Source organism: Streptomyces sp. NPDC021100 (genome assembly GCF_044333095.1).
In the GTDB taxonomy this organism is placed as follows: Bacteria; Actinomycetota; Actinomycetes; order Streptomycetales; family Streptomycetaceae; genus Streptomyces.
This window is the reverse complement of the sequence record NZ_JBIRQH010000003.1, coordinates 74,127-91,351: the sequence shown is the minus strand read 5'-3', so window position 1 is coordinate 91,351 and position 17,225 is coordinate 74,127. Positions and strand designations below refer to the sequence as shown.

The 17,225-nt window shown below is 73.8% G+C and carries 17 protein-coding genes; 14 read left to right on the top strand and 3 right to left on the bottom strand.

Annotated features, from left to right (window positions below; all coding sequences use genetic code 11):
• The first annotated feature begins 54 nt into the window (after positions 1-54).
• The 13 genes from ACH4PU_RS06925 to ACH4PU_RS06865 all read left to right on the top strand — a co-directional run bounded on the left by ACH4PU_RS06925 (position 55) and on the right by ACH4PU_RS06865 (position 12,075).
• Complete coding sequence (locus ACH4PU_RS06925) at positions 55-699, top strand: DsbA family protein (protein ID WP_398268468.1); 645 nt, start codon at positions 55-57, stop codon at positions 697-699.
• A gap of 38 nt (positions 700-737) precedes the next feature.
• Positions 738-1,388, top strand: coding sequence for an NAD(P)-dependent oxidoreductase (locus ACH4PU_RS06920; RefSeq protein ID WP_398267180.1), 651 nt, complete (start codon positions 738-740; stop codon positions 1,386-1,388).
• A gap of 87 nt (positions 1,389-1,475) precedes the next feature.
• Positions 1,476-2,249, top strand: a complete 774-nt coding sequence (locus ACH4PU_RS06915) for an SRPBCC domain-containing protein (protein ID WP_398267177.1) — start codon at positions 1,476-1,478, stop codon at positions 2,247-2,249.
• Between the two features lie 109 nt (positions 2,250-2,358).
• Entirely contained in the window at positions 2,359-3,159 is an 801-nt protein-coding gene (locus ACH4PU_RS06910; RefSeq protein ID WP_185944369.1) for an aldose 1-epimerase, read from the top strand.
• 10 nt (positions 3,160-3,169) lie between these two features.
• The gene (gene pyrE / locus ACH4PU_RS06905; RefSeq protein WP_398267174.1) at positions 3,170-3,706 is read left to right on the top strand and encodes an orotate phosphoribosyltransferase; all 537 of its coding nucleotides are present in this window, start codon (positions 3,170-3,172) and stop codon (positions 3,704-3,706) included.
• Positions 3,707-3,910: 204 nt separating this feature from the next.
• Positions 3,911-4,933 carry a class II fructose-bisphosphate aldolase gene (fbaA, locus tag ACH4PU_RS06900; RefSeq protein ID WP_398267171.1) on the top strand — a complete coding sequence of 341 codons (1,023 nt, stop codon included), beginning with the start codon at positions 3,911-3,913 and terminating at the stop codon, positions 4,931-4,933.
• A gap of 170 nt (positions 4,934-5,103) precedes the next feature.
• Entirely contained in the window at positions 5,104-6,582 is a 1,479-nt protein-coding gene (locus tag ACH4PU_RS06895; protein ID WP_398268465.1) for an MFS transporter, read from the top strand.
• Between the two features lie 44 nt (positions 6,583-6,626).
• Complete coding sequence (locus ACH4PU_RS06890; RefSeq protein WP_398267168.1) at positions 6,627-7,040, top strand: DUF3151 domain-containing protein; 414 nt, start codon at positions 6,627-6,629, stop codon at positions 7,038-7,040.
• 248 nt (positions 7,041-7,288) lie between these two features.
• Positions 7,289-8,110 carry a tryptophan 2,3-dioxygenase gene (locus ACH4PU_RS06885; RefSeq protein WP_398267165.1) on the top strand — a complete coding sequence of 274 codons (822 nt, stop codon included), beginning with the start codon at positions 7,289-7,291 and terminating at the stop codon, positions 8,108-8,110.
• Entirely contained in the window at positions 8,103-9,296 is a 1,194-nt protein-coding gene (gene kynU / locus ACH4PU_RS06880; RefSeq protein WP_398267162.1) for a kynureninase, read from the top strand. The genes ACH4PU_RS06885 and kynU overlap by 8 nt, the downstream gene beginning before the upstream one ends.
• Positions 9,293-10,081 (top strand): alpha/beta hydrolase, encoded by a 789-nt coding sequence (locus tag ACH4PU_RS06875; RefSeq protein WP_398267160.1) that lies wholly within the window; start codon positions 9,293-9,295, stop codon positions 10,079-10,081. The genes kynU and ACH4PU_RS06875 overlap by 4 nt, the downstream gene beginning before the upstream one ends.
• A 24-nt stretch (positions 10,082-10,105) precedes the next feature.
• Positions 10,106-11,419, top strand: coding sequence for a sensor histidine kinase (locus tag ACH4PU_RS06870; protein ID WP_398267157.1), 1,314 nt, complete (start codon positions 10,106-10,108; stop codon positions 11,417-11,419).
• Positions 11,416-12,075, top strand: coding sequence for a response regulator (locus ACH4PU_RS06865; protein WP_398267154.1), 660 nt, complete (start codon positions 11,416-11,418; stop codon positions 12,073-12,075). Before ACH4PU_RS06870 ends, ACH4PU_RS06865 begins: the two co-directional genes overlap by 4 nt.
• Before the next feature lie 203 nt (positions 12,076-12,278).
• Here ACH4PU_RS06865 and ACH4PU_RS06860 read toward each other — a convergent pair whose 3' ends face one another.
• A complete protein-coding gene (locus ACH4PU_RS06860) occupies positions 12,279-13,121 on the bottom strand; it encodes a diacylglycerol kinase (RefSeq protein ID WP_398267151.1) in 843 nt (280 codons plus the stop codon).
• 176 nt (positions 13,122-13,297) lie between these two features.
• Between ACH4PU_RS06860 and ACH4PU_RS06855 the strand changes: the two genes are divergently transcribed.
• Positions 13,298-14,584, top strand: coding sequence for an adenylosuccinate synthase (locus ACH4PU_RS06855; RefSeq protein WP_398267148.1), 1,287 nt, complete (start codon positions 13,298-13,300; stop codon positions 14,582-14,584).
• 79 nt (positions 14,585-14,663) lie between these two features.
• Here ACH4PU_RS06855 and ACH4PU_RS06850 read toward each other — a convergent pair whose 3' ends face one another.
• Positions 14,664-16,466, bottom strand: a complete 1,803-nt coding sequence (locus ACH4PU_RS06850) for a serine/threonine-protein kinase (protein ID WP_398267145.1) — start codon at positions 16,464-16,466, stop codon at positions 14,664-14,666.
• Between the two features lie 131 nt (positions 16,467-16,597).
• Positions 16,598-16,801 carry a cold-shock protein gene (locus ACH4PU_RS06845; protein WP_185944380.1) on the bottom strand — a complete coding sequence of 68 codons (204 nt, stop codon included), beginning with the start codon at positions 16,799-16,801 and terminating at the stop codon, positions 16,598-16,600.
• Positions 16,802-17,225: the final 424 nt, after the last annotated feature.

Below are 17,225 nucleotides of genomic sequence, written 5' to 3'. Positions count from 1 at the left end.
AGTCACCACAGTGATTTCACGGACAACTACTCAGAGGAGAACGAGGTGAACGCCATGGCACGGCCCCGGCAGACCGTCACCTACGCATTCGACGCCTACTGCGGCTGGTGCTACGGCTACGGCCCCACCGTCCGCGAGTTCGCGGCCGTGAACGCCGACCGGCTCGACCTGCGGGTGCTGAGCGGCGGCCTGTTCACCGGCGCCCGGGCACAGCCGGTAGGCGCGTACGCCTCGTACATCCCGCAGTCGGACGCCCGGATCGCCGAGCTGACGGGCGCGGTCTTCGGCGCGGCGTACTCCCGGGCGGTGGCGGAGGGCACGACCGTGCTCGACTCCGCCGACGCGGCGACGGCGCTGGCCGCGCTGGCCCGGCAGGCGCCCGAGCGGACGCTCGAACTGGCGGGGGCGCTCCAGGGCGCCTGGTACCGCGACGGGCGCAGCCTGTCCGACCCCGCCACCCTCAAGGCCGTCGCCGCCGAGGCCGGCCTGGACGCGGACGCGGCGGCCGCCGCCTACGCCCGTCCCGACGTCCGGCAGGAGGCGCTGGCCGGCTTCCGCGAGGTCCGGCGGCTGGGCGTCGACAGCTTCCCCACCCTGCTGCTGCACACCGCCGACGGCGGCGTCCGCCGGCTCGGCGGCCCCGCGACCTCCGCGCAGGCGCTCACCCGTGCTCTCGACGAGCATGGAACCGGCGCGTAATCCCTCTCGAACCCCACCAAACCCCTCAGGAGAACCCCATGGCGAAGATCGCCCTCTTCGGCGCCAACGGAACGATCGGCAGCCGCGTGCTGCGCGAGGCCCTCGACCGCGGACACCAGGTGACGGCCGTCGTCCGCGACCCCGCCAAGCTCACCGAGCAGCACGCCAACCTCACGGTCACCACCGGTGACGTGCTCGACCCGCAGTCCGTCGCCGCCGCGGCCCAGGGCCAGGACGTCGTCGTCAGCGCGGTCGGCGGCGGCGACGGCCCGGGCCACGTCGCCACCATCAAGCCCGCCGCGGAGTCCCTGGTCGCCGGCCTGCGTACGCTCGGCGACGCGGCACCCCGGCTGATCGCGGTCGGCGGCGCCGGCTCGCTGCGCACGCCGGACGGCAAGCAGGTCTGGGACGCGGAGGGGCTGCCCGAGTTCCTGCTCCAGATCATGCACGCCCACGGTGACGCCCTGGACTTCTACCGCACGGTCACCGACGTGCGCTGGACCAACCTCAGCCCGGCCGGCCTGATCGAGCCCGGCGAGCGCACCGGCGCCTACCGCACCGGCCTGGACGACCTGGTCGTGGACGAGAACGGCAAGAGCCGCATCTCGGCGGAGGACTACGCCGTCGCCCTCGTCGACGAGATCGAGAAGCCGCGGCACATCGGCGAGCGCTTCACGGTCGCCGACTGACCTCACGAAGCCGTGCCCACCGGAAAGTTCGATCGGATTCGACCGGGGAGTCCCTGGTGAAGGACCCGGTGGGTAGGCTCGCTTGCCATGGAGCACGAGGTTTTCGTTCCGTTCCCCGTCGGTGACGTCCGGCGGGCCCTGGCCGACCCCGCCCGGGTGGTCCGGTGCGTCCCGGGCCTCCAGCAGGACGAGGGCGGGGCGGACGACGCGGGCGGCGCGCCGGCGAACACCGGCATCACGGTGGCCGGCCGGCTGCGGCTGCGCATCGGCGGGTCGACGATCACCTACCGGGGGTCGCTGCGGCTGACCGAGCACGACGGCGCGTACGAGCTGTCCGCCGAGGGCACCGAGGCCCGCGGCTCGGCGTCCGTGTCGCTCACCCTGAGCGCCCTGCCCGAGGAGGCCCCCGGCGGCACCCGGGTGGCCTGCTCCGGAACGGTCTCCCGGGCCGGCCGGCTGGCCGAGTTCGACACCCGGACGGCCGAGGGCACGGCCCGCCGGCTGCTGGACCGCTTCGCCACCGCGCTCGCCGAGGAACTGGCCCAGGACGTCCGGGACGCGGCGCTCCGCGACGAGCTGCCGCCCCTGGACGACGAGGCGTTCGTCCCCGCTTCCGAGGTGCTGCCCGCCGAGGTCCTGCCGGACGACGAGCCGCCGGCCGAGGCGGCCCACGCCCGCCGGACGATGATCGGCCGCAGCGCCGAGGAGGTCGACCACGCCCCGCCGCGCGGCCGGTACGCACCGGTCCCCGCGCCCGAGACCACGTCCGGCCGGGCGGCCCTGCGCTGGGCGGCCCCGGCGGCGGCCGTCGCCCTCGCCTCCGCCGTGGTCGTCGGCCGGGTGCTGCGCCGCAGACGGTGACCGGAGGGCCGTGACCCGCAGGCGGTGACCGGGGGCGGTGACCCGAGGGCGGCGTCCCGGGCGGGACGCCGCCGCGTGCGTGCGCCGGAGCGCGCCTATCGTCGGGAGGGTGACCAACGCTCAGACGACACTGACCGCAGGCAAGGCCGCGGTGACCGTGGACCAGGAGAACGGCTGCCGCCTCTCCAGCCTCAGGATCGACGGGACCGAACTCCTCCGCCAGGGACCGAAGTACGGCTCCTTCCCCATGGTCCCGTGGTGCGGGCGGATCGCCCAAGGCCGGTTCCGCAACGGCGGCGAGACGCACCAGATGCCACTGAACCACCTCCCGCACCCGCACGCGCTGCACGGCACCGGCCGCGACACGGCCTGGCGAGTCTCCCGGGCCGAGGACTCCTTCGCCGCGTTCACCTACGACCTCGCAGCCCCCTGGCCGTACCCCGGCCGCGTCACCCAGTTGGTGGAGCTGGCCGAGGACTCGCTGACGCTCACCATGGGCGTCGAGGCGGCCTCGGACTCGTTCCCGGCGCAGGCCGGCTGGCACCCCTGGTTCCTGCGCAACCTCGGCACCGGCGGCGACGCCGAGCTGGACTTCGCCCCCGCCTGGCAGGAGGAGCGCGGCGACGACCACCTGCCGACCGGCCGGCGGATCGACCCGCTCCCCGGCCCGTGGGACGACTGCTTCGGCATGCCGGACGGCGTCGCGGTGACCCTGACCTGGCCCGGGGTCCTGGAGCTCAAGATCACCAGCCGCGCCGAGTGGGTCGTCGTCTACGACGAGCAGGACGAGGCCGTCTGCGTCGAGCCGCAGTCCGGACCACCCAACGGGCTGAACACCATGCCCCGCCTGGTCACCCCCATCGACCCGCTGGAGATCTCCACCACGTGGAGCTGGCGGAGCCTGGCATAGGCTCATGCCCATGAACGCGCGTGACGCCCTGCTGCAGCAGATCAAGGACAAGGCCGTGGTCCACGGCAAGGTGACCCTCTCCTCCGGCAAGGAGGCCGACTACTACATCGACCTGCGCCGGATCACCCTCGACGCCGAGGCCGCCCCGCTGGTCGGCCAGGTGATGCTGGACGCCACCGCCGACCTGGAGTACGACGCCGTGGGCGGGCTGACCCTGGGCGCCGACCCGGTCGCCACCTCGATGCTGCACGCCGCCGCCGCGCGCGGCCGGAAGCTGGACGCCTTCGTCGTCCGCAAGGCGCAGAAGACGCACGGCATGCAGCGCCGCATCGAGGGCCCGGACATCAAGGGCCGCCGGGTGCTCGTCGTCGAGGACACCTCCACCACCGGCGGCTCGCCGCTGACCGCCGTGGAGGCGGCCCGCGAGGCGGGCGCCGAGGTCGTCGCCGTGGCGACGATCGTCGACCGCGGGGCCGCCCAGGCCATCGCCGACGCCGGCCTGCGGTACGTCACCGGTTACCAGCTCGGGGACCTCGAACTGGGCTGACCTGCGGTTTCCCCAAGGGTGTCGATGACGGGTGCGTGGTTTCACGTGAAACCACGCACCCGTCGGCGTATGCGGCCATGGCCTGGCCGGGACGCACCGTGTGGAGCGAATCGGGGAGTCTGGGAAGATGGGGACGACGATGAACGTCGCCCCTAGGTCAGGGCCCATCCGTAGCTTCACCCGCACATCACAAGGAGCGGACAGATGCCCATCGCAACTCCCGAGGTCTACAACGAGATGCTCGACCGGGCGAAGGCAGGCAAGTTCGCCTACCCGGCCATCAACGTGACCTCGACGCAGACGCTGCACGCCGCGCTGCGCGGTTTCGCCGAGGCGGAGAGCGACGGCATCATCCAGATTTCCACCGGTGGTGCGGAGTTCCTGGGCGGCCAGTACAGCAAGGACATGGTCTCCGGCGCCGTCGCGCTGGCCGAGTTCGCGCACGTCGTGGCCAAGAAGTACCCGGTCAACATCGCCCTGCACACCGACCACTGCCCCAAGGACAAGCTGGACGGCTACGTCCGCCCGCTGCTGAAGATCTCCCAGGAGCGCGTGGCCGCCGGGCAGAACCCGTTGTTCCAGTCCCACATGTGGGACGGCTCCGCCGAGAAGCTCGACGAGAACCTGGCCATCGCCAAGGAGCTGCTCGCCGAGGCCGTCAAGGCGAAGATCATCCTCGAGGTCGAGATCACCCCGACCGGTGGCGAGGAGGACGGCGTCACCCACGAGATCAACGACGAGCTCTACACCACCGTCGCCGACGTCGAGAAGACCGCCGAGGCGCTGGGCCTGGGCGAGAAGGGCCGCTACCTGCTGGCCGCCTCCTTCGGCAACGTCCACGGCGTCTACAAGCCGGGCAACGTCGTCCTCCGCCCCGAGTTGCTCCGCGAGCTCCAGGACGGCATCGCCGCCAAGCACGGCAAGCAGGACCCGTTCGACTTCGTCTTCCACGGCGGCTCGGGCTCCACCGAGGAGGAGATCCGCACCGCGCTGGAGAACGGCGTCGTGAAGATGAACCTCGACACCGACACCCAGTACGCCTTCACCCGCCCGGTGGCGGCCCACATGTTCAAGAACTACGACGGCGTCCTGAAGGTCGACGGCGAGGTCGGCAACAAGAAGACCTACGACCCGCGCACCTGGGGCAAGCTGGCCGAGGCGAGCATGGCCGAGCGCGTCACCAAGGCGTGCGCCGACCTGCGTTCGACGGGCACCAAGCTCAAGTAGTCGCAGAGCCACGGCAAAGGGCCCGGCGGTCGCCGGGCCCTTTCGCGTGGCCTCCCCAGGCGCCTCGGGGGACCATCGGAAGCATGAGCGAATCCGAGCGGCCCCCGGCGGAACGGCAAGCGGCCACCGCGCCCGGAGCACCGGCCGCGGACACCGGCCCCGGGATCCGGATGGGCACGGCCACCGGACGGTTCGTGCTGCTCACGGCCGTCCTCGGGTCCGGCATGGCGATGCTGGACAGCACCGTCGTCAACGTCGCCCTGCCGCACATCGGCGCGGATCTGGGCGCCGACCTGGCCGTCCTCCAGTGGACGGTGAACGCCTACATGCTCACCCTCGCCGGTCTGATCCTCCTCGGCGGATCGCTCGGCGACCGGTTCGGGCGGCGCCGGGTGTTCGTCGTCGGCGTGGTGTGGTTCGCGCTCGCCTCCCTGCTCTGCGGGATCGCCCCGAACGCCGGGGTGCTGATCGCCGCCCGCGCGCTCCAGGGCGTCGGCGGGGCCCTGCTCACCCCCGGCTCCCTCGCCCTCCTCCAGTCCGTGTTCCGGCCCGACGACCGGGCCGCCGCCGTCGGCGCCTGGTCCGGCCTGGGCGGCGTGGCCTCCGCGATCGGCCCGTTCGTGGGCGGCTGGCTGGTGGACGGGCCCGGCTGGCGCTGGGTCTTCCTGATCAACCTGCCGGTCGCGGCCGTCTGCGTCCCGGTGGCCCTCCGCCACGTCCCCGAGACCCGGGACCCCACGGCCCGCGGGCGTTTCGACGCGGCCGGCGCCGCCCTCGGCGCCCTGGCCCTCGCCCTGGTCACCTACGCCCTGATCGCCGCCCCCCACCGGGGAGCGTCCCCCTGGGTCATCGGCCCGGCCGTCGCCGGAGTGCTGCTCGGCGTCCTCTTCGTGTACGTCGAGGGGCGCCTCGCCGACCCGATGCTGCCGCCGGGCATCTTCGCGATCCGGACGTTCTCGGCGGTCAACGCCGTCACCGTCTGCGTTTACGCGGCCTTCAGCGGCTTCTTCTTCCTCTCCGTGCTCCAGCTCCAGATCGTCGCCGGCTGGTCCGCGCTGGCCGCCGGCACCGCGCTGCTGCCCACCACCGTCCTGATGCTGCTGCTCTCCTCCCGCGCGGGCCGGTTCGGGCAGGCGATCGGCCCCCGGCTGCCGCTCACCGCCGGGCCGCTGCTGTGCGCGGCGGGCATGCTGCTGATGACCCGGGCCGGAGCGGGCGCCGTCTACTGGCGGGACGTGCTGCCCGCCCTCGTCGTCCTGGGCCTCGGCATGACCCTCCTCGTCGCCCCGCTCACCGCCACCGTCCTGGCCTCGGTCGACGTCGGCCGGGCCGGCCTGGCCAGCGGCATCAACAACGCCGCCGCCCGGGCCGCCGGCCTGGTCGCGGTGGCGGCGCTGCCGCTGCTCGCCGGGATGGGCCCCGAGGCGTACCGCGACCCCGGCGCCTTCGGGAGCGCCTTCCGGCGGGCGATGGCCTGGTGCGCAGGGTCGCTGGTGGTGGGCGCGGTCCTGGCCTGGACGACGATCCGCGAGCCGCGTCGCGGCGGCTGCCACCCGGAGTGCGACTTTCACTGCGGAGTGACCTCGCCTCCGCTGGATCCCGGGGAGAACGGATCCCGCCGCCCGTCGGAGCCGCCGGAGCCGGGGTGACGCCTCTCCTGGCGCCCCCGCGGCGACAGTGCAGACTGGAGCCCATGGCCATTCACCAGAACCTCCTCGGGGGACCGCCCCCGACCCACCTGCCCGACGACCCCGAGCCGCGCGAACTGCTCGCCTCCGGCGCCGCGCCCTCCGAGGTCGCCGCCAAGTACCCCGCCTCCTCGCTCGCCTGGGCGCAGCTCGCCGACGAGGCGTTCGAGGCCGGCCGGGTCGTCGAGTCGTACGCCTATGCCCGCACCGGCTACCACCGCGGCCTCGACGCGCTGCGCCGCAGCGGGTGGAAGGGGCACGGGCCGGTGCCGTTCGAGCACGAGCCCAACCGGGGCTTCCTGCGGGCGCTGCACGCGCTGGCGCGGGCCGCGCAGGCGATCGGGGAGCAGGAGGAGTACGAGCGGTGCTCGGCGTTCCTGCGGGACAGCTCGCCGACTGCCGCCAACACGCTGGGCTGAGCGCCTGCGGCGGGCCGGTGCCCCGGTCCCTCCCTTTCTCCGTTTCCCGGGGGCTAGCCCCCAGCCCCCCCGATCGCGGCTCCGCCGCTCGTCCTCAAGCGCCGGACGGGCTGAATCAGCCCGTCCGGCACACCCCTTGCGGGCGCGCCCCCAGGGACGCATGATGCGAACAGGGGACCGGGGCTCCAACGCGACGGAAAGGGGCGGACCGCTACCCGGAAGCCGCATGCAGCGCCGAGGAGCCCACGATGCCGCAGCCGCCCACGCCCCCCTCCCTCGAGTTCGAGGCCACGACGCCCTACGAGGACTACGTCCGCGCCGAGGTCCTCTCCACCCTCCAGCACCCGGTCACCGACGATCCGGGAGAGCTCGCGTTCCTCGTCACCACCCAGGTGATGGAGCTGTGGTTCACGCTCCTCGTCCACGAGTGGGAGACCGCCGCCCGCGCGCTGCGCCGGGACGACCTGCCCACGGCGCTCGCCGCATTGGAGCGTTCGGTGCACGAGCTGGGGTCGCTCAACGCGTCCTGGGAGCCCATCGCCCGGCTGACGCCCGCCCAGTTCAACCGGTTCCGGCCGGCGCTCGGCGAGGCGTCCGGGTTCCAGTCGGCCATGTACCGCCGGGTGGAGTTCCTGCTCGGCGAGAAGACCACGTCCCTGCTGGTGCCCTACCGCAACGTGCCGCGCGTCCACGCCCGGCTGGAGAAGGCGCTGCACGAACCGTCGCTGTACGACGAGGCGTTGCGCTGGCTCGCCCGGCACGGCCACCCGGTGCCCCGCGCGGTGCTCGACCGGGACGTGGCGGCGCGCTACGAGCCCGATCCGGGCGTGGAGGAGGTGTGGCGGCGCGTCTACGCCGACGACCAGGGCGGCGACGCGTACCGGCTCGGCGAGCGGCTGACCGAGATCGCCGAGCGGGTGTGGCGCTGGCGCAACGACCATCTGGTCGCCACCCGGCGGGCGATGGGCGCCAAGCCGGGCACCGGCGGCTCGTCGGGCGTCGCCTGGCTGGAGAAGCGGGCCTCGAAGACGGTGTTCCCGGAGCTGTGGACGGCGCGCGGCCGTGTCTGACGCCGACGGCACCCCGGAGGCCGCCCGCCTGGACGCCGCTGACGAACTGCGGTCGAAGCGCGCCGCGTTCGAGCTCGACGACGACACCGTCTACCTCGACGGCAACTCGCTCGGCGCCCTGCCGCGTACCGTCGCCCCCCGCCTCGCCGACGTCGTCCGCCGCGAGTGGGGGCGGCTGCGGATCCGTTCCTGGGAGGAGTCCGGCTGGTGGGCCGCGCCCGAGCGCGTCGGCGACCGGATCGGACGGCTGGTCGGGGCCGCGCCCGGGCAGGTGGTGGTGGGCGACTCGACCAGCGTCAACGTCTTCAAGGCCGTGGTGGCCGCCGTCCGCCTGGCGGGGGACGGCCGCGACGAGATCCTCGTCGACGCCGCCACGTTCCCGACCGACGGCTACATCGCCGCGTCCGCCGCCCGGCTGACGGGCCACCGGATCCGCGCCGTCCCGGCCCCCGACCTCGCCGCCGCGGCCGGTCCGCGGACCGCCGCCGCCCTGGTCAACCACGTCGACTATCGCACCGGCCGGCTCCACGATCTGCCCGGCACCACCGCCGCCCTGCATGCCGCGGGCGCGCTCGCCGTCTGGGACGTGTGCCACAGCGCGGGCGCGCTGCCCGTCGGGCTGGACGAGCACGGCGTGGACCTCGCGGTCGGCTGCACGTACAAGTACCTGAACGGCGGCCCCGGTTCGCCCGCGTTCCTCTACGTCCGCCGCGACCACCAGGACCGCTTCGACTCCCCGCTCCCCGGCTGGAACTCGCACGCCGACCCGTTCTCCATGGATCCCGCCTTCCGGCCGGCCGACGGCGCGGCGCGCGGCCGGACCGGGACGCCCGAGATCCTCTCCCTGCTGGCCCTGGACGCCGCGCTGGACGTCTGGGACGGCGTCGACCTCGCCGCCGTCCGCGCCAAGAGCCTCGCGCTCACCGACTTCTTCCTGCGCCGCGTGGCCGCGCTCGTCCCGCCCGGCCGGGTGGAGCCCGTCACCCCCGCCGCGCACGCCGAGCGCGGCAGCCAGGTGTCGCTGCGCTGCCCGTCGGGCGCGGAGGACGTCATGGCCGCGCTGGTGCGGCGCGGCGTCGTCGGCGACTTCCGCCGCCCGGACGTGCTCCGGTTCGGCTTCGCGCCGCTGTACACCACCTTCGCGGAGGCCGAGCGGGCGGCGCGGACCCTCGCGGAGGTGCTGTGAAGGGCGAGGAAGAGGCGCTGTTCGGGCTCCCGTACGTCCCGCCCGACGCCACCACCGCCTACGGCCCGCACCCCGACCAGCTCGTCGACCACTACCTGCCCACCACCCCCGTCCCCAACGGCGTCCGCGTCACCCTGCTGCACGGCGGTTTCTGGCGCGCCGCCTGCGACCGGCGGCACCTGGCCCCGCTCGCGGCCGCGCTGGCCGCGCGCGGGTTCGACACCGTCCTCGCCGAGTACCGGCGGGTCGGCGGCGGGGGCGGCTGGCCCGCCACCTTCGAGGATGTGCGGTCCGCGCTCGCCGTCGGACCACCGAGCTCCTGGCCGCACGTCCTCGTCGGCCACTCGGCCGGCGGCCACCTCGCGCTGTGCGCCGCCGCGCGGGAGGACACGGGGGTGGACGCGGTGGTGGCCGTCGCCGCCGTCGCCGACCTGGCCCGGGCCCGGGAGCTGGGGACCGGCGGCGGCGCCGTCGACGCGCTGCTCGGCGACCGTCCGGCGACGGAGGCCGACCCGGCGCTGCTGCGGCCCCGCGTCCCCGTCGCGCTGCTGCACGGCTCGGCCGACCCCGAGGTACCGGTGGAGCTGTCCCACCGCTACGCCGTCGCCGCCCGGCTGCTGGGCACGGCCGGGCTGCGCGTCCTGCCCGGCGTCGGGCATTACGCGCCGGTGACCCCCGGCACCCCGGCCTGCGACGCGCTGCTGGCGCTGGTGGAGTCGAGCGTCCGGCCGGGGCCCGGCACCGGCCGCGTAGTACTTGAGACGGACGCCGACGGATCCCCATGAACGGGGACGACGTACGCCGTCCGGATGCTTACGGTGGAACGCGTGAACCATTCCCCCGGGACGACCCTCCGCAGTGAGCTGCTCGTGCTGAAGAGCGCCCTCGACGGCATCCACCGCGACCTCTTCGCCGACGCCTTCGCCTTCCGGCCGCTGGCACCGCTCGCGGACGGCAGCCGGCTCCTCGCCATGGTGCCGCGCGCGACCCGCCGCTACGTCCGGTGGCTGCCGCACGCCGCGCTGGTGGCGTTCACCTTGTTCCTGATGCTCCAGGCGCTGGTGCAGGGCGGGACGCCGATGACCTCGCTGCTCGTCGGGGTGCCCATCCTGCTGACCCTGGTCCGGCCGATCGGCGCGTGGTGGTGCTCGGTCGCCGTGATCTTCCTGTCGAGCGTCGCCGTCATGGGGTCCGGCCTGTCGATGTCGATCCCGTTCGCCGTCCACGCCCTGGTCATGCTGCTCGTCGCGATGCGCAGCCGGCCGCGGGTGGCCGGCGAGATGTGGCTGGCGACGGCGGGCATCGGGGTCTTCCTGACCGTGATCCACCCGGTGATCGCCGGCCCCTCGCTCTTCGAGTACCTCGTCATCTCGGGCGTCCTGCTCTTCGCGGTCCTCGCGTTCCGCGTGCTGCGGGAATCCCGGGAGCAGGTGGCCGTCCAGACGGCCGTCACCGAGGTCGAGCGGTCCCGGCGGACCGTCCTGGAGGAGCGCACGACCATCGCCCGCGAGCTGCACGACGTCGTCGCGCACCACATGTCCGTCGTCGCCATCCAGGCCGAGGCGGCCCCCTACCGCGTCCAGGACACCCCGCCCGAGCTGGCCGCCGCGTTCGCCACCATCCGGGAGAACGCCGTGGCCGCCCTCACCGAGCTGCGCCGGGTCCTCGGCGTCATCCGCTCCGACAGCTCGGACGTCTTCGACGCCCCGGAGGCCCCGCAGCCGACCCTGGACGCGCTGGACGGGCTGCTGGCCAACGTCCGGCAGGCCGGGCTCACCGTCGAGCACGTCGTCACGGGCGCGGTGCGGCCGCTGCCGCAGGGCGTGGAGCTCTCGGCGTACCGGATCGTCCAGGAGGCGCTGAGCAACGTCCTGCGGCACGCGCCCGGCTCCACGGCGCGCGTCGAGGTCGCGTACGTCCTCGGCGGGCTCGGCCTGCGCGTCGTCAACGGGCCGCCCGACCGGACCGCCAAGCCGTCGCCCGGCGCCGGCCACGGCGTCCTCGGCATGCGCGAGCGCGTCGGGATGCTCGGCGGGGAGATGACGGCGGAGCCGACGGCGGACGGTGGCTACGAGGTCAGCGCCTTCCTGCCCGTCGACGTCCGGGCGGAGGCCGCCGCGTGAGCATCAGGGTGCTGATCGTCGACGACCAGATGATGGTCCGCGAGGGCTTCTCCGTCCTGCTCAACGCCCAGACCGACATCGAGGTCGTCGGCGAGGCCGTGGACGGGCGCCAGGCGCTGGAGCGTGTCGCGGAGCTGCGCCCCGACGTCGTCCTCATGGACATCCGGATGCCCGGGCTCAACGGGATCGACGCCACCCGGGAGATCGTCGCCGCCGACGCGGACGCGAAGGTGCTGGTCCTCACCACCTTCGACCTCGACGAGTACGTCTACCAGGCGCTGCGCGCCGGGGCGAGCGGCTTCCTGCTCAAGGACGCCTCCGCCCGGCAGCTCGCCGACGGCGTCCGCGTCGTCGCCGCCGGCGAGGCGCTGCTCGCGCCCACGGTGACGAAGCGGCTCATCCACGAGTTCTCACGGCTCGGCACGCCGCGGCAGCCGACGCAGGAGCGGATCGGGGAGCTCACGGAGCGGGAGACGGAGGTGCTGGTGCTGGTCGCCCAGGGGCGGTCGAACGCGGAGATCGCGGAGTACCTGGTGGTGGCCGAGTCGACGGTGAAGACGCATGTGAGCCGGATCCTGGTGAAGCTGGGGTTGCGGGACCGGACGCAGGCCGCGGTGTTCGCGTACGAGGCGGGGCTGATCACGCCGGGTGGGTAGCGGGCGGGGGCGCCTGCGGCGGGCTGAGCCCCAGGCCCGCCCCTTCGCCGATTCCTGGGGGCTGCGCCCCCAGACCCCCTTGTCCTCAAACGCCGGACGGGCTGATTCAGCCCGTCCGGCGTTTGAGGACCTCGCGGCGAAGCCGCGATGCCGGGGTGCGGGCCCTCCTGCAAGAAACGGTGAAAGGGCGGGGCTGGGGCTCCTCACCCCGGCAACACCAACCGCCAAGCCTCCCCCAGCGCCGTCCACGTCCGCTCCCCCACCGGCCCCCGCAGCCGCTCGTCGGCCCGGTAACGGAAGTCGGGGCCGGAGAGGGTGACCGTCCGGGCGCGGCACCGCAGCGGAGCCACAGCGCCCTGCGGGTGCACGGACACCTCCGCCAGCCCACCGGCCGCCGTGACGGCCACCCGCTCCAGCGGCCGGTCCTCGTCGGCCAGCAGTACCCCGTCCGCCTCCACCCGCAGCCGCGGGCCGGTCATGGGCCGGGCCGCCGGGCGGGAGAGCAGGGCCAGGGCGGTGCGGGCCGTCCGCGCGGCGGGGGACCACCACGGGCGGTCCGCGGGGCGGGGCGCCGCCGTGTAGCCGGTCCGGGTCCGCGGCCGTTCCGCGGGCGCCCAGAGCCCGCCGAGGACCACGCCGTCGTCCTCGTCGGCCAGCAGGCCCAGCCGCCGTTCGACGCCGTCCAGGACCGCCCTGGCCGCCGCCACGGCGCCCAGGGGGACGCCCAGCGCGCGGGCGACCGACAGGGCGGGCAGCGGGCCGACGGGCACCCAGGCGAGGGACGCGTCCATCAGCTCCCGCTCCCGGTGCAGCAGCCCGACGACCCGCAGTAAGGCGCGGTCGTCGCCGACGACGACCGTCCGCCGCCGGCCGCGCCGGGCGACGGCCCGGGCGACCTCGCCGGGGCCGTCCGGGAGGCAGATTCTGGCCATCGACCCGGCCGTCAGCACGTCCTTGGCGATCCGCACGGATTCACCGTCCACGCGCCGTGCGACCGGGTCGACGACGATCAGCAGCTGCTGTCCAGTCGGGTCTGCAGCCGACACGTTCGTCCTTCCTCAGGTAACCTCTCGGTGCAAGAGCCCCTGTCGCTGTTGCGCCAGGGGCTTCGTCTATCCGGGGCACCGGTTCGACGGCTCTCGCGGTGGTGGACGCCCTGAAACATGGGCTCACGCCACCCGTCGCACGTTGGACATGCCCCGCCCGGAAGGGGTGTACGCCTGTGCCCGCACTTGTGCTGCTCGGTGCTCAGTGGGGTGACGAGGGCAAGGGAAAGGCCACCGACCTGCTCGGTGGCTCCGTGGACTATGTGGTGCGTTACCAAGGCGGCAACAACGCCGGTCACACGGTGGTCGTCGGTGACCAGAAATACGCGCTGCATCTCCTCCCCTCCGGGATCCTCTCGCCGGGGTGCACCCCGGTCATCGGCAACGGCGTCGTCGTCGACCCGGCGGTCCTGCTCTCCGAGCTGAGCGGACTGAACGAGCGCGGCGTCGACACGTCGAAGCTCCTGGTCAGCGGCAACGCGCACCTGATCACGCCGTACCACACCACGGTCGACAAGGTGACCGAACGCTTCCTCGGGAAGCGGAAGATCGGCACCACCGGCCGCGGCATCGGCCCGACCTACGCCGACAAGATCAACCGCGTGGGCATCCGGGTCCAGGACCTCTACGACGAGTCGATCCTGACCCAGAAGGTCGAGGCGGCCCTCGACTTCAAGAACCAGATCCTGGCGAAGCTCTACAACCGCCGCGCGATCGAGCCGGCCCGCATCGTCGAGGAGATGCTCGGCTACGCGGACCAGATCAAGCCGTTCGTGGCCGACACCACGCTGATCCTGAACAACGCCATCGACGAGGGCAAGGTCGTCCTCTTCGAGGGCGGCCAGGGCACCCTGCTGGACGTCGACCACGGCACGTACCCCTTCGTGACCTCCTCGAACCCGACCGCGGGCGGCGCCTGCACGGGTGCGGGCGTCGGCCCCACGAAGATCAACCGGGTGATCGGCATCCTCAAGGCGTACACCACCCGCGTGGGCGCCGGTCCGTTCCCGACCGAGCTGTTCGACGAGGACGGCGAGAAGCTCCGCACCATCGGCGGCGAGCGCGGTGTCACCACCGGCCGCGACCGCCGCTGCGGCTGGTTCGACGCGGTGATCGCCCGCTACGCGACCCGCGTCAACGGCCTCACGGACTTCTTCCTCACCAAGCTCGACGTGCTCACCGGCTGGGAGCAGATCCCGGTCTGCGTCGCGTACGAGATCGACGGCAAGCGCGTCGAGGAGCTGCCCTACAGCCAGACCGACTTCCACCACGCGAAGCCGGTCTACGAGATGCTGCCGGGCTGGTCCGAGGACATCAGCAAGGCCAAGACCTTCTCCGACCTGCCGAAGAACGCGCAGGCGTACGTGAAGGCGCTGGAGGAGATGTCCGGCGCCCCGATCTCCGCCATCGGCGTCGGCCCGGGCCGCACCGAGACGATCGAGATCAACTCGTTCCTGTCGTAACGGGAGCGCAGTACGGGGAGCGCCCCGGTGGCCGTCACGGCCACCGGGGCGCTCCCCGTTCCCACTGCTCGGAGCGTTGTCACTGCTTGGAGTAGACCAGCGAGGCGTCCTTCGTCCCCGAGTCGACGAAGTCGCGGCGCATCCGGCCGTCCGGCAGCAGGACCAGCTCCGAGGGGGAGCCCGGCTGGCAGGCGGACGCGGGCTGGGCGCTGGTGACGGTGGACGGGCCGAGGGCCAGGGGGCCGGGGGCGGTGGCGTTGGCGCCGCCGGTCACGGACGCCTCCCAGACGCAGCGGTAGCTCGTTCCGTCGTCCAGGGTGCCGTCGCCGGTGATCTCGACCAGGGCGCCGGAGACGCCCGGCCGGACGGAGAGGACGCGCCTGCTGCGGTGCCCGGCGGTGCCGAACTCCGACTGCCAGGTGCCCTTGTACCGCTCCACCCCGGTGGCCGTCGGCGTCGCGGACGGGCTGGTGGAGGGCGTCGGCGGGGTGCTGCCGGCGTTGGAGCCGGGCTTGGCGTCGCCGCCGCTCCGCGGGGCCGCGGTCGGGGCGGGCGACGCCTTGTCCCCGGACTGGTGCTTCACCACGTACACCGTTCCGGCGCCCGCCAGCAGTCCCGCCGCCGCGATGGCGACGAGCGCCAGCGGCTTCCGGGACCGGGACGCCGGCGCCGGGGCCGGCGGGTACGCGGCGGGCGGCGGGCCGTACGGGCCGGGGTGGTGGTGCGGGTACCCGTAGCCGGGCGGCGGCGGATGGGCACCGGAGCCGCCGGGGTGGCCGACGGACGTGGTGGCGGCCGTCGTGGTCGCGGGGTCCACCGGCGGGTACGCGGACGGCGGCGTCCCCGGCGTGAGGGGGACGACGTCCGTGGGCCGCTCGGACGCGGGTGTCCCGGCGGAGGGCGTTCCGGCAGTGGGTATTCCGGCAGCGGATATGGGACCCGGCGGCGTATCGGCCTCCACCGGGTCCTCGGCGTCCAGCAGCCCCACCGCGTGCCGCCCGAGCTGGGCGACGAGCCCGGCCGGCAGCCACGGCTCGGCGGACCGCAGGTCGGCCAGCTCCTCGCGGGCACCGGTGCGCTCCAGCACCTGCTCGGTGGTGGGCCGGGCGGCGGGGTCCTTGGCCAGACAGTCGGTGATCAGCGGCAGCAGCGGCTCCGGAACGCCGGCGAGGTCCGGCTCCTCCTCCGCGACCCGGAACATCAGGGCGTGGACGCCGCTGTCGGACGTCCCGAAGGGCATCCGCCCGGTCGCCGCGTAGGCGAGCACCGAGCCCATGCAGAACACGTCGCTGGCCGGTGTCACCTCGCGGCCGCGCACCTGCTCGGGCGACATGAAGCCGGGGGAGCCCACGGCGGCGCCGGTGCGGGTGAGGCCGTCCCCGTCGGTGACGGTCTCCAGGGCGCGCGCGATGCCGAAGTCGATGACGCGCGGCCCGTCGAGCGTGATCAGCACGTTGGACGGCTTGAGGTCGCGGTGGACGATGCCCGCGGCGTGGATGGCCTGGAGCGCGCGGGCGAGCCCCGCCGCCAGGATCCGGACGGAACGCTCGGGCAGCGGCCCGAAGTCCCGTCCGATCACCTGCCGCAGGGAGGGCCCGGCGATGTAGCCGGTGGCGACCCAGGGCACCGCCGCCTCGGTGTCGGCGTCCAGGACGGGGGCGGTCCACTCCCCTCCCACCCGGCGGGCCGCCCGCACCTCGCGCCGGAAGCGGTCGCGGAACTCCTCCCGACCGGCCAGCTCCGGCTGGACGAGTTTGACCGCGACCGTACGGCCGCGGTCCGAGCGGGCCAGATAGACCCGGCCCATGCCGCCCGCGCCGAGCCGGCGGAGCAGCCGGTAGGCGCCGAGTGTGCGTGGGTCTTCGGGCGACAGGGCATCCATGCCGTCAGCACTCCTTCCCCCCGTGATTTCCCCCGTTGTTCCAGAGCCGGAGGATAGTCGTACGGCAAGAGGGCCGGAGCCCCGCGCGGGAAAGTGCGGGGCTCCGGCCCTCTGTTCCGGGTGCGGCCGGTTCAGGCGGGGATGATGTTCTCCGCCTGCGGGCCCTTGTGGCCCTGGGTGATGTCGAAGGTGACCTTCTGGCCCTCCGTCAGTTCCCGGAAGCCGGTGGTCGAGATGTTGGAGTAGTGCGCGAAGACGTCGGCGCCGCCGCCGTCCTGCTGGATGAAGCCGAAGCCCTTCTCCGAGTTGAACCATTTCACGATGCCGGTAGCCAAGGTGACTCCTCGATAGGTGGGTGCGCGGGATTTCCGCACGGCGCGGAATTCCGGGGGGACGGGGGCTGGGAGGGTGTTCCGGAGGGCCGGGGAGGCCGGGGTCCGGAAAGAGAAATGCGCCCGAGGTCACAGACCGTCGGGCGCACATGTCATATGGGTACCACCACTGCAACTCGCGACGAACGTAGCATGCGAAACCGAGGCGAATCGGGATTTCCGGCGCGGTGATTCGCGGGGCCGCGGCGGCCCCGTACGGGGTGCGCGGATCCGGCAGTGTGTCGCCGCGCGTGCCGTGTTCCGGACAGTGTGCCGGTGCCTCCGGACGGGCCGGGACCGTACGCTGGGCCCGCGTCAGCGCAGGACAGCCCCATGGCCGGCATCGCATGGGAGCTCCGCCAGAGAACCGCCGAACCGCCGAGGTCGC

Coding starts and splice junctions, on each gene's coding strand:
- ACH4PU_RS06925 (WP_398268468.1), top strand. CDS start 55: ATGGCACGGCCCCGGCAGACCGTCACCTACGCATTCGACGCCTACTGC.
- ACH4PU_RS06920 (WP_398267180.1), top strand. CDS start 738: ATGGCGAAGATCGCCCTCTTCGGCGCCAACGGAACGATCGGCAGCCGC.
- ACH4PU_RS06915 (WP_398267177.1), top strand. CDS start 1,476: ATGGAGCACGAGGTTTTCGTTCCGTTCCCCGTCGGTGACGTCCGGCGG.
- pyrE (WP_398267174.1), top strand. CDS start 3,170: ATGAACGCGCGTGACGCCCTGCTGCAGCAGATCAAGGACAAGGCCGTG.
- fbaA (WP_398267171.1), top strand. CDS start 3,911: ATGCCCATCGCAACTCCCGAGGTCTACAACGAGATGCTCGACCGGGCG.
- ACH4PU_RS06895 (WP_398268465.1), top strand. CDS start 5,104: ATGGGCACGGCCACCGGACGGTTCGTGCTGCTCACGGCCGTCCTCGGG.
- ACH4PU_RS06890 (WP_398267168.1), top strand. CDS start 6,627: ATGGCCATTCACCAGAACCTCCTCGGGGGACCGCCCCCGACCCACCTG.
- ACH4PU_RS06885 (WP_398267165.1), top strand. CDS start 7,289: ATGCCGCAGCCGCCCACGCCCCCCTCCCTCGAGTTCGAGGCCACGACG.
- ACH4PU_RS06870 (WP_398267157.1), top strand. CDS start 10,106: ATGCTTACGGTGGAACGCGTGAACCATTCCCCCGGGACGACCCTCCGC.
- ACH4PU_RS06850 (WP_398267145.1), bottom strand. CDS start 16,466: ATGGATGCCCTGTCGCCCGAAGACCCACGCACACTCGGCGCCTACCGG.